The sequence below is a fragment of the Lysinibacillus sp. NPDC056959 genome (assembly GCF_042674095.1).
Taxonomy (GTDB): domain Bacteria; phylum Bacillota; class Bacilli; order Bacillales_A; family Planococcaceae; genus Lysinibacillus; species Lysinibacillus zambalensis.
In genome coordinates, this window is record NZ_JBHURE010000005.1 from 34,710 (window position 1) to 47,650 (window position 12,941).

Sequence of the window (12,941 nt, forward strand, 5' to 3'; positions counted from 1 at the left end):
CAATTTATTATTCTGCAAATCTATTTTTTCCATGATAACGATCGTAATGAACGTCGTCTGACACAAGATAGTTGTAAATGTCGTCTACGATTTCAATACCTTCCTTATCATATTCCTTACTTCTTAATATACCGCGTTCACCTGGATAATAAATTTCTCCATAGCCCTCTGCCGCTGGCTGTGTTTTTAATTCATTGAGCATTGTTGTAATTTGTAGCTTGAAAGCATTCAAATCTGTGAAATAAGCAGGGTTAATGACGATATGAATTTGACCTAAATCGCGTCCTTTAGTTAAGTCTTGATACATAGAAGACACATGTATACCATGTGGGACTCCTAGAAGACTACCTGATAAAATATCTACCATCATCATCAAGCCGTATCCTTTTGGACCTGCAATTGGCAGAAGTGCATGAACATCTCTTGCATTCGTCGTAGGTGCACCAGTAGCATCAACAGCCCATGTATCTGGAATCGATGCATTTTTACTTCTTGCATCTAAGATTTTGCCCCATGCTTGAACAGTAGTCGCCATATCAAATGTAATGATACGGTCATCAGCAGACGGTGCACTATATGCAATTGGGTTTGTCCCAAAATAAGGTTCAGTTCCGCCAAACGGCACGACCATTGGATCTGATTGACACATACTTAGAGCAACCATATCTTGTTCTGCTGCCATTTCAACAAAGTAACCTAAAGCACCACTATGGGAGATGTTTTTCATACCAACAACGGCAACACCTGATTTTTTAGCCATTTCAATCGCTTTTTCCATCGCTTGTTTTGCTATTTGGTGACCTGGACCATTATCCCCATTAAAGACCGCAGATGCTGGTCCTGTTTGTTCAAATGTATAGTTTGGATTGGTTGTAATACCGCCTTTTGCAATTCGTTCAGAATAGTATTCAACACGTACAGCACCATGTGAGTGAATACCTCTATGATCAGCGTATGTTAATACGTCTGCAACATCATGTGCCGCTTCTTCATTTAATCCCGCTTTCATAAACTTTTGCTTCATTAAATTAAATAGTTCTTCTTTAGATACACGCATCTTGTTTACTCCTCATTTAATTAATATTTTGTGTCAGATTCTAAATAATCTAGAATTTATTCATTTGTAACTAAGATGCCTATATTATCTTTGGATAACTATCGGAGATAAATATATTCACTTTTTATAAATCAATATCTCTGTTTGCATCTTTTGAATAAATGTATGAGAATGGTTCATCTAAACCAATTGCATAGGTTGCTTGCGGTACATAAGCGCCCATAAAGATATAGTCACCTTTATCAACTGGCATCCATTCGTTGTCTAAGTTGTACATGCCTCGCCCACTTAAAACATAAGCGCCGTGTTCTTGAACATGTGTTTCAATGTAACCATGTGAAGCACCTGGTTTGAATGAAAGAATATGAATGTTCATGTCATATCCGATTTCTTTTGGTAATAAGTCTTGGATTAATACTTCTTTCATACCTTCATATGCCTCTTGTTCGATGTCGTTCACATTACCTGTCACGACTTCTGGTGTATACCCTTTAAGAGGTTGTCCTTTAAGAGGTTGATAACGTTTTTTGTATAAGAATAAGCGGCTATCTTCACCGTTATTATTATTTTCAAAAGTCAACTGTAAGTGGGGTGGTACATATAAGTACCCACCTTCTGTTAATTCGTATCTTTTACCATCTGCAAAAGCATTGATTTTGCCATAAACAACGTATACAAAAGATTGAATACCATCACCAGCGAAACCAGTTTTGTTTCCGCCTTGGTTTTTTACTGTTACTAAGTAATCTACAAATCTTGCACCTAAACGTGGGGATCCTAAGATTGTTACGTCACAATCTTTGAAACCAGGTACAACATTATTAACTAAGCCATCTGGTGTGATTACCGCATAATTGTCTTTTTTAATGACAGAACGTGTTTCTAATAAACCTTCTCTGTATCCTTGAACTTGATTTAAGTAACCCATAAGTATCTGGCTCCTTTTTCATTATTTTTATTCTTTATATGCTAGTTCATAAAGTACATCGCTTAATACTTCAATACCTTTAACAAGGTCTTCTATCTTCGTCTCTTCACTAATGTTGTGACTAATTCCATCAATAGATGGTACAAACAACATCGCCGTTGGAACATATTGAGCAAAGATTTGTGAGTCATGTCCTGCACCAGATGGCATCACTTTATATTGATCCCCTACATTGTTCTTTGCTGCTTGTTCAATGATTTGAACGATTTTTTTGTCCATCAATGTTGGTGCCTCATCCATCCATAAATTAATGTCATAAGTCATGCTATTTACTTCAGCGACTAATTTAATTTTGTCTTCGATTTCTGCTGCAAAATCATTTAATAGTTGCTGATCAATATGACGACAGTCTACTGAGAACGTAATTTCACCAGGAACTACATTTACTGTGTTTGGTACAAGTGTGACATGACCGAACGTTAACACAAGTGGTTCCCCAATTTCTCTAGCACGTTTTGTTAAGTCAGAGACAATTTCACTATAGGCAACAACTGTATCACGACGTAACGACATTGGCGTAGTGCCAGCGTGGTTTGCTTCACCTTTTAAGTTGATCGTGAAGCGTTTTTGACCAACGATGCCATTAACAACACCGATTGTTTTGTTTTCTGTCTCTAACACTTTACCTTGTTCAATATGAATTTCAACAAATGCTTTAATGTCATTACGAACGTCAGTCGTTTTTCGGTAATCGAAGCCTGATTTACGCATCGCGTCTTCGAACTTAATGCCCTCAGCATCTGCGATTGTGTCAACATCCGATTTTTTAGCTAAGTTAAAGAAGTTTTTGCTACCCCAGAATGTGTAAGGGAATCGACTACCTTCTTCTTCTGCAAGCGATAATACTTCTAATGAGCGTAGTGGTTGGCCATGTTTAGCTTTTAAATATTTCACAGCCACCAGTGCAGCTAAGATACCGAATTGTCCATCTAGATGACCACCTTCAACTACTGTGTCGATATGTGATCCTGTTAAAATGGTTTCTTCCGGATATTTACTTCCAACAAGACGCCCAGTTAAGTTACCTATATCGTCGAAACTTGCTTCTAAGCCTTCTTCTTTGAATGTTGCTTCCAGCTCACGAACGGCTTCATTCCATTCTTGAGAATATAATAGGCGTGTAATCCCACCTTGTTCTAAACCACCAAAACTTGTGAATTTCTTATCTAAAGATTGAAAAGTTGATTGAATATCCATTACTCTTTCACTCCTTCCTTCTAGTACACTTTTATTATAGGTCCATACTCATAACCATTCATTGACACAATGAACAATAATGGATGGTCTTTTTATGCACTTTAGACAAATAATTTTTCATAAGGAGCAAGTAGCTCGCAGTAAATAAGAACGTTGTTAGCTATTGATTATGGGAAGGGTCTAAGAAGGCGTGTGAGTGGAGTAAATATTCAATTTTATCCTTACTAAAAAACAAAAACCACATAGTAAATCTATTTGAAAACTTAGATTTACTATGTGGTATAGTCATTATTAAAATGATTAGAGGATAAACGATAGCCCGAGTGTCATGATACATACAAGTAGGAGCAAGCCTAAGCTATATCGTATTGTATATTGAAAGATTTTTGATTCATTCCCGGTTTGATTAACGGCTGCTGCTGCAATCGCGATAGATTGTGGTGAAATCAATTTTGCTACGCTTCCCCCAGCAGTATTAGCTGCCATTAGCAATGATGGTGAGATGCCGATCTGCGTCCCGGTAACTACCTGTAAGCTACCGAATAGTGCGTTATTATTTACAACCGATCCCGTTAGAAAGACACCAATCCATCCTAATACTGGACTAACAAATGGGAAGAATTCACCCGTTTTGGCAAGTGCCAGTCCTAGAGAAGTGCTAAGCCCAGAGAAGTCAGAAAGATTTGCAAAAGCCATTACAAGTACGATTGTAAAAATCGGTAACCATAGTTCTTTAATCGTGTCACCTAGCAAATGAACGGTTTGTTTGATGTTTAACGCAGGAAACAGGACACTCGTTAAAATGATAGCCAATAAAATCGCCGTTCCCGTTGCCGAAACAAAGTTAATATTTAAGATAGCTGGTATAGAATTCGCTTCTGTTACGATCGGTGGTATACGCATGATTTGATCATGTAATCCGGGAATTTTCAATGCGACAGTCGTAAAATCAAGTGCACCACCATCTACAAATAATTGTTTAAATGCAGGCAAGCTCCAAACGGCTATAACACCAGTGAGGATATAAAATGGTGACCAAGCTACCAAAATCTCTTTCATAGAATAGTTTTTTAAATTTCCTGATAGTTCTACTCCAGGTTCATGGTAAATCGTTTTTGGTTGCCATTTCCTTAAGAATAAGGCTAAAACCACCATACTAATTAAAGAAGGAATAATATTCGCAAGTTCTGGCCCGATCGTAGTAATCGTAAGTAAATGAAGCCCTGAATAGACACTACTGACGACCAAAATGGCTGGGAATATCTCTTTTATTCCTTTGATACCATCTAAAATAAAGATGAGGAGAAAAGGAACGAGAAATGAAATCAAAGGTAAAAGATAACCTGTCATTCTTGACAGTTCTAACGTTTCCATCCCACCGACTTCAGCACCAGTAATGACTGGAATTCCAACTGTTCCAAATGCGCCTGTAGAGGCATTGGCGATTAGGCAAAGGCCAGCAGCTTTAATGGGATTGAAACCAAGCGTCACTAGTAAAGCTGCACAAATAGCGATTGGAACACCTAATCCGGCCGCTCCTTCCAAGAAGGCATTAAAACAAAAACCAATAAGCAATAATTGAAGTCGTTGATCCTCGGTAATATTCGCTATACTCCCTCGGACGATCTCGAATTTTCCAGTTTTCACAGAAATTTTGTACAACCAAACAGCCATAATGACGATATAACCGATGGGCCACAATGCTTTACCTGTTCCGAGAATAATTGCTCCAAACGCTTTAGTTATCGGCATATCGAAGACTCCGACTGTAATGATAATGGTAACACCTAAAGTTAATGCTGCTGCATAAATCCCTTTTAATTTAAAGATTGTTAAACTAAGTAGAAATAGGAGTATAGGAAGAAAGGCTATGATGCCACTCACTATTTCGTTTCCAAGTGGATTGTATTGTTGATCCCACATCGTTGTCACTTCTTTCTAACGTAGTTATTCCTAACACGGTTTAGTTGTGCAAAGGTGAATTTCTTTGTTCAAGCTACTTTAGCATGCTATCCTTGTTGTAACCCGATTTTCAAAAAACAAAGCATCACGTAGAATATTCTGACCTAGTTCAAGCATATGATTCTCCTTTACTATTTCGAAATAAAGAATTATACGTATAATAACTTTCAAAAATAGTATACAATCAGAGTGATAGGTTATCCTTGTAGCATCTCACATATTTAATTCATATTTTGGCTTTTTCTAACAAATATAAAGGAGATGATTCTTATGACAACATTAAAAGAAATCATGTCTGTCCAACAATTTTCTGATTTAACATTATTAAATGATGAGGGAGATTTAGAAAGAGAAGTAGAAATGGTCGATATTACGGAAACGCCTGATATAAAAAATTTCACAGCACCTCATTCATTTATCGTCACTACGGGTATGTGTTATCAACACGACCAATCCGGATTAAAGGATCTCGTTCGAGAATTAAATGATATACAAGTTGCTGGCATAGGCGTTAAATTATCGCGCTTTTTAGAAAAAATTGATGATGAAGTAATAGAATATGCAAACGAGTTAAAATTCCCCATTATTAGAATCCCTGATAGTTGGAACCTTGGATCCATTACGCATCATATGTCATCCTATATCTTGGATGAAGAAACTGAAAAGTTATATTTTGCATTAGATATCCAACAAGAATTAAATACAATGCTTATGAGAGGTTTGAGCTTGGAAATGATGATTGAACGAATGAGCAGACTCCTTAGAGTCCCTGTGATGCTCTTAAATCCTTTTCATCAAATTAAATCGATGAGCCATCACTTCCAAGAACACTCAGAGCAAATTCAGAAAAATCTTAGTTACTTCAAAAGATGTGTTAATTCCAAGCAAATTTCACCTAATAATAAAGCATCTTTCCAAGAAGAACATATTATATTTGAAGTTCCAGCATTTAAATATTTTCCGTACTATTTGATGGTTTCAAATGTTAATACGCTCACTTATCCATTTAGTCTGCTTGCCATAGAACAAGCCGTAAATACACTTAGTCTCGCCATTTATAAAAATAGTAAAATCAAAGAAGCCGAACAACAAGATGTAAACCGGTTTTTCGAAACATTGATGTCTGAACATCCTGATAATCTTATTTCAGTCAAACAGCACCCTGAGTTTTTAAAAAAACACCTTATTCAACCATCCAATTTCTATCAAGTGATCGTTTGTGCGATTGATCAAGAAAGGGATGTGGAAAATAATATCTATTTGAATGAGCGCTATCAAATGACTTTTGAATGGCTAACACATAAGTTGACTGACATTGATCCTTCTATCAGTGTTTATAGGTCTCCAGGTAATCATCGATTTACGATACTATTACAAACTAAACATCAATATTATTTAGATTACTGCAAATATATCCAAAAAGAGTATCAAAAACTTTTTAATAGCACACTGTCATTCGGTATTGGGAATGAAGTTACTGAATTCTCACATTTACCACTCTCTTATTTTGAAGCGAATGAAGCTTTTGATCATAAGTCTGAAAGTAGTAAAGTTGAATTTATAGAACTCTATAAATCTAAAAGTGTAGAAGAATTGTTACAACTCATTCCAGCCAATAAATTAAAACCGTTTATCACGTATACACTAGGTTCATTAGCCTATCCGAAAACGACAAAAGAAAAAGAACTAAAACATACATTGAAAATCTATTTGGCGAATCATTGTGATCTGACAAAGACTTCAGAAGATATATTTATTCATCGGAACACGGTAAAATATCGTATTAAAAAATGTGAAGAGATTTTAGGTCAGTCTATCGAATCGCCTGATATTTCATTGGATCTACGATTAGCATTATTTGCGTCAGAGAAAGTAAATTTTTAAATTAAAATATCCCGCTAAAAAGCTGTTATGAATGCTTTTTAGCGGGATTTTTTTTGCCTATTTTACCGAAATACTTGCTTCCCCACCTCAATTATGAGCAAGCAAATAGTGTAGCTCCTACTCACGATGTTATCATGAAACCGGCGCTTATTCGATTGAATCCACATATACGTTTAAATGAATTATCTGTTAGGAGACCCATTAATTAATGACATGAAGCTGCTTTAACACCTCTTCAAAGAACATCGCCGCTTCCACCCGCATCGTATGAGCCTAGGGTGCAAATTGATTAGCACTACTCCCCTGAAGCCCTCAGCCCCATTGGGCACCGCAGGACTCCTGCTAGTTGCCACTCAGTAGACGCGTATCAATTGCGACAAGCCGTACGCTCTATGCCATCAGCGATTACTTTGTACAGTTGGTGCGGCAGGTCGTGACCCATGCCGTCAACCAACATTAGCTCGGCGCCCGGGATGGCAAAAGCTGTGTCCTCGTTGGCAGGTCTATGGGCGGAATGATCGCCCAGGTTGCAGCTAGTGAGTATCCTGAACGGGTATTATCGCTCACATCCATTATGTCCAGTTCCGGTAATCCAGCACTTCCGTAAATAAACGTAAAAGATGCCGCAACAAACAAATAAATAAGTGCATATCCCGACGTTATGATTTTATTTCCTTCTACTACATCTAATCCAAATGCTGCAAAGGAAAACAACAATCCAAAAGGTATCCACATTATTAAACAATGATAAAAGTTTTCATACTATTATCGTCGTTATATCGAACTCGGATTGCATGGAGTTGTATAATTCATCTAGAGAATTTTTCTTCATGGAAAGACCTCGTTGCCTTTGGACAGCAATAACAAAACTACCTATCAGCAGGAGATGTATTAAACCTCCACTGATAGGTAGTTTTACTTTATTCATTAGTTAGGGGATTGATTGTTTTCTTCTCTTTCACCATCACGGCAAGGAAGAATAAAATCGCTGCTGCTGCAAGAAGTATTGCTGCAATATAGAATGCTAATACTTTCGAACCAGTGATATCACCAATATAACCTGTAAGAGTTGGCGCAATAACTGATGAAGTCATTCCAAAGAAGTTAAAGATACCTAGTGCTTTGGCCATGCTGTTGGAAGGTACTGAATCCGTTACATATGTGATTAAAACTGGATCAATGGCAAGTTTACCTAATAAACCGTATAAAACTAATGCTGCATAAAGGACAGAAGGGTTAGGTGCAAATACGGTTAAACTAATTGTTACGGCTGCACCAATTAACAAGAAGATAATTAATTTCTGACGCATATGTGCATTTTTGTCAATATACTTAGAAAATATCAATGCACCAGGTACTGCTGTGACTGCAACTAAAGCAGCTACATATCCTACTGAACCTTGTTCGAATCCTTTTTCTGCGACAAGGAATGATGGTAACCATGTCACAATCATGTAATAACCATAACATGTTGCAAAATAGACGAAATAAATAACTAATTTTTTTAGCGAGAATAATTCTACGCCTTTAGATACTGTGGCTTGTGTTGTTTCCTTATCTTCAGAAGTTTCATTTGTAGCTGTTCTTTTGTCTTGTTTAACAAATAACGCAAACACAAATGTTACTGCTACTATTAAGACCGCTATAATATAAAGCATGTAATTCCATTGGATTTCAAGGCCACCTACTAATACTGATGAGCCTACTAGACCAATAACCATCCCTAATGCCGAACCACTGTTGATGATCGCATTAGAAAAGCTTTTCTTATCTTTTGGCATATATTTAGCTGATAGAGAGAAAGCCGCACCATAGTATGAGCCAGTCGAAAGACCTGCCATTAAGGCGCCTACATAAACTTGTGTGATTGTCGTGCTTGATCCAATGACGAATGCTGCTAATGCAAAAATGATAAACGCAGGGATTAATACTCGTTTTTGTCCAAATTTATCAACGAGTATTCCTGATGGAATTTGCATACCCGTATAGGCAAAGAAATAAATAGAGGCAATAAGTCCTACTTGAGTATCGCTAATATTACCAAGCGATTCTTGAATTTGTGGATATATTGGTGTAAGTATTGTACGATAAATCCAAATAGCTACCCAACCTAAACACAGTGCAAAAATGATTTTTTTGTAATAATTCGGGTCATGTTTAACTGTTTGTTCCATGGTTGACACTCCCATTTTTTTGTATTTACTTATGTTGTTACTTATGTTATTACTAACTTGATTGTAGGTTACGAGCAACTAAATAACATTGTTCATTTTGAACAAAAATAAAAATAACTTTGCACATTTTAGACAAAATGGAATTTTTAAAATAGTTTCAATTTTGACCAAACGTACGAATCCTCTCTTTGTTTTACTGTTGAACTTCGAGGGATTGTCTAAAAAGACTAATAAAAAAAACGGATTGAGGAATTTTTTTATTTCCTCAATCCGCTTCCCTAGTAAATTTTGTTGGACATATAATAAAAAGGCTGCCAAAAAATCAGATGTAAATCTGACTTTTGGGACAGCCTCATTGTAAGATCCACTTATTCCCGTGAAATCGTGTTAACCTCTCTTTTTTACGATGAAAACTAGTTAACCAACAGACGTGAAAGTTAACTCAATACTATTAATGCGGAATAAAACCAATTGGTGTTGGACCCGCAATTCCTAACATTACAAAATCTTTATCAGAATTATTTGTCATACCGTGCTTTTCACCCGGACGTGCAACAACAACATCACCAGCTTTAATTTGCACCATTTCACCACATTCTGGATAAAAATCTGCAGTTCCTTCAATAACAATCCAAATATCATCCGCTTGCTTATGCGAGTGAATGGGCAAATCTTGTCCTGGACGCATGCACCAGACAGCTCCAACAGTATTAGGTGTTTCATAGAAAATATGTTTTGTCGCTTCTTCATCTCTAAACTCTTGAATATCTGGCCAATGGAAAATACGGTTTTTCAAATCATTTCTTGCTATTTTTTTAAATGTCATAGTATTTTCTCCTTGTTTCAAATTTCCAACTTCACCATACCCAAATGATTTAGCGTTATTAAACAACAAATAAAAACTTGTCGGATTTGCAAAAATACATCAAGGAATTATCTTTTCATAATATTTTGAGGTTTACCCTCTAAAAATGCGATCGTGTTATCGAATGCAATTGTAGCACGCAATTCCATCGCTTCATTCGTAAGGAAACCTACGTGTGGTGTTAAAATTACATTTTTAGCGTGTAATAGTTTATAGTCTTCAGGAATAGGTGGTTCCATATCAAAAACGTCGATACCAGCCCCTGCAATTCGCCCTTTATTTAATGCATCCGCCAATGCATCATTATCAACAATCGGACCTCGTGCGCAGTTGATTAAAATAGCTGATTCCTTCATTAATTCTAATTTTTCTTTAGAGATTAATCCCTTTGTACTTGGTAGTAACGGAATATGTAAGGATACAATATCAGATTGTTTTAATACCTCATCTAATTCCATATACTCGATTCCTAAAGCTTCAGCTTCTGGATTTCTTCGGGATTGGTCTGCAGCCACTATTTTTGCGCCAAATGCTTTAAATAAATGAGCCGTCATCATGCCAATTTTACCTGTACCAATCAAACCAACTGTTTTCCCTTTAATTTCACGACCTTGGAATGCTCCTGGGAAATTAGCGACACGAATCTCTTTATCCCCCTGAGTAATATGACGATACACATCTAATACTAAACCAATTGTTATTTCCGCAACTGCTTGATTTGCATAACCAGCAGCATTACATACCATAATATCTTGGTTTTTAGCTTGAGCGATCCCTACATGATCAACACCTGTAAAGGCAACATTGATTAGTTTTACATTGTCATTTTTATCAATGACTTCTGTAGGATAAGGATTATTAGCAATCATAATAACATCTGCACCTTCACTACGTCTTGCTAATTCTGCCGAATCTGTTGTTTTCTCGTTGTAATAAACAAATTCATGACCTCGCTGTTTAATTGGTTCCGCTAATTTTTCAATGATTGAATCCGAAACATTTAATGGTTCTAATAATTTAACTAACATGTCATCAATTCCCTCCTATTATTTTGCAATACGTCTGTTGATTAACTAGGTACCATAGTTTAAAAATAGAAAGATCCCCGTTAAAATCACATATGAAGAGGTGAATGAAATTTCAGTTTTCACTTTGTATGTTTTGCACAAAAAACAAAGTATTTTCATTTTTACCCACTTCTACTTTCTCCTATTTCCTTATGGTATTCCTTAATGCAATTGTAAGATAGGAGCATTCAAATAACATTGTTCACTTTTAACAAAAATAGAAACAACATTACATGTTTTTGACAAAAACAAATACGTAAAATAACTAGGGAACCTATGCTTTATCGATCTTATGAGGACTTTCTCTTTCTGCTTTCCGCATGGTATTTTTTTCTCTATATTCAATAAAAAGCCCGTCTACCTCAAAGGTAAACGGACTGTTATAGCTAGTTTAATTGGTTTGTTTAGTCTGAAGCAATCATTTTAAATTGCTTTCTAAAACAAGTTGCCTTATTTTAAAAGTCAATGATGATTTTTTTATTAAAAGGGAAGATGCTTTTTGATGCTGATAGTCCATCAATAATCAATTTAGGATTTTCTTAGTTTGCATTTTTATCATCATTGCAGAAACTAATCCGATACTAAGTGTTGTAGCAAGAAGAATGAATGCTAATGTAAAGCTACCAGTTTTCATAAAGTAAACAGATATAATGGGCGCAACACTTGTTCCAGCAAATAAAATAACCGTGTACATAGAGACTGCAATGCCACCCATTTTCCAGCCTAATTGACTAACAAGTGTCACTAATGAAGGGACAGAAAGAGCAATTCCACTAACAAATATGATACTAATGATGGATAAACCAATTATGTTTGAAATAACGCTCATCATGATTAGTGCGATAATCGAAAGAGTCAAGGCAACTTTAAGTACAAACAACACATTGAATCGTTTTGCTAATTTCCCTGCAAAAGGTGACATTATCATTCCTAAAATACCAAAAGATCGAATGTAAATTAGTTTCTGACTACTCATTCCAAAAGAAGCACTCGTAAGATACTCACCCAAAATAATATACATACTGACAAATGACATTAATAGAACGAATGCAATCATATAACTGAATAATAAATTTCCATTGGTAAAAATAGTACCGATCTTTTTCATGGGCTCCCATATATTTTTGGTTTGGTTATGAACCACTCCTTTTGGTATAAACCACGATACTAGGAAGGCAGTAAAAATATATACTATAGAAAGAACATAAAATATTACATGCCAATGAGTATGTTCACTAACATATCCGCTAAATACCTGACCTACAATACCAGCTACAAGAAACCCTGTGCTTATAAAACCAACTGCTCCTACTTTTTTATCATTTGGAAATACCTCAAGAGTATATGCAAGTGCTACTGGTGAAAATGTAGCCGCCGCAAGTCCCTGTAACCCTCTTAGTAGTAGAATTAAAGAAAAATCAGCAACCATTCCTAATAGCAACGTTATAATACTTAATGAAAAAAGTCCCATAACAATCACATTTTTTCGTCCATATTTTTCTGATATAGCTCCATAGAAAAAACACCCTGTAGCAAATCCAAGTGAAAAAATACTTGAAGTGATGCCTGCTTTGGACAATGAAATATGATAATAATCACTGAAAAGACTAATAAGAGGTATTGTTAAATATAAACTAGACATAACTACCATCCCTGACCAAGATAAAATAATTGTCATCAGAGAATAATTCACTTGGTTTCCTGTAATTGCTTTGTTCATACAATAAACCACCCTTTTTGATTCGAT

General features: G+C 35.9%; 9 protein-coding genes and 1 pseudogene. 2 read left to right on the forward strand and 8 right to left on the reverse strand.

Translation table 11 applies throughout. The features are described 5' to 3' along the window. Positions 1-7: 7 nt before the first annotated feature. From allD to ACFTQ7_RS07995, 4 genes are all read right to left on the reverse strand, one after another. Entirely contained in the window at positions 8-1,057 is a 1,050-nt protein-coding gene (gene allD, locus ACFTQ7_RS07980) for an ureidoglycolate dehydrogenase (RefSeq protein WP_386828041.1), read from the reverse strand. A 124-nt stretch (positions 1,058-1,181) separates the two neighbouring features. Next, positions 1,182-1,985: a (S)-ureidoglycine aminohydrolase gene (allE, locus tag ACFTQ7_RS07985; protein WP_197140910.1), complete on the reverse strand. Its 804-nt coding sequence runs from the start codon at positions 1,983-1,985 to the stop codon at positions 1,182-1,184. Positions 1,986-2,012: 27 nt separating this feature from the next. After that, complete coding sequence (gene allC, locus ACFTQ7_RS07990) at positions 2,013-3,242, reverse strand: allantoate deiminase (protein WP_386828042.1); 1,230 nt, start codon at positions 3,240-3,242, stop codon at positions 2,013-2,015. 300 nt (positions 3,243-3,542) lie between these two features. Beyond that, a complete protein-coding gene (locus ACFTQ7_RS07995; protein ID WP_386828043.1) occupies positions 3,543-5,165 on the reverse strand; it encodes a lactate permease LctP family transporter in 1,623 nt (540 codons plus the stop codon). A 309-nt stretch (positions 5,166-5,474) separates the two neighbouring features. Here ACFTQ7_RS07995 and ACFTQ7_RS08000 point away from each other — a divergent pair, with 309 nt between their 5' ends. Together ACFTQ7_RS08000 and ACFTQ7_RS08005 are read left to right on the forward strand one after the other, a co-directional pair. Then, entirely contained in the window at positions 5,475-7,088 is a 1,614-nt protein-coding gene (locus ACFTQ7_RS08000) for a PucR family transcriptional regulator (RefSeq protein ID WP_386828044.1), read from the forward strand. Between the two features lie 490 nt (positions 7,089-7,578). Continuing rightward, a pseudogene (locus ACFTQ7_RS08005) lies at positions 7,579-7,692 on the forward strand (alpha/beta fold hydrolase); the annotation flags it as partial. 316 nt (positions 7,693-8,008) lie between these two features. Here the strand turns inward: ACFTQ7_RS08005 and ACFTQ7_RS08010 are convergent. The 4 genes from ACFTQ7_RS08010 to ACFTQ7_RS08025 form a co-directional block, all read right to left on the reverse strand. Next, positions 8,009-9,262: an MFS transporter gene (locus tag ACFTQ7_RS08010; RefSeq protein ID WP_386828045.1), complete on the reverse strand. Its 1,254-nt coding sequence runs from the start codon at positions 9,260-9,262 to the stop codon at positions 8,009-8,011. A 451-nt stretch (positions 9,263-9,713) separates the two neighbouring features. Further along, positions 9,714-10,088, reverse strand: coding sequence for a cupin domain-containing protein (locus ACFTQ7_RS08015; protein WP_386828046.1), 375 nt, complete (start codon positions 10,086-10,088; stop codon positions 9,714-9,716). Between the two features lie 107 nt (positions 10,089-10,195). After that, complete coding sequence (locus ACFTQ7_RS08020) at positions 10,196-11,155, reverse strand: 2-hydroxyacid dehydrogenase (RefSeq protein WP_386828047.1); 960 nt, start codon at positions 11,153-11,155, stop codon at positions 10,196-10,198. Between the two features lie 562 nt (positions 11,156-11,717). Beyond that, complete coding sequence (locus tag ACFTQ7_RS08025) at positions 11,718-12,914, reverse strand: MFS transporter (RefSeq protein WP_386828048.1); 1,197 nt, start codon at positions 12,912-12,914, stop codon at positions 11,718-11,720. Between the last annotated feature and the right edge of the window lie 27 nt (positions 12,915-12,941).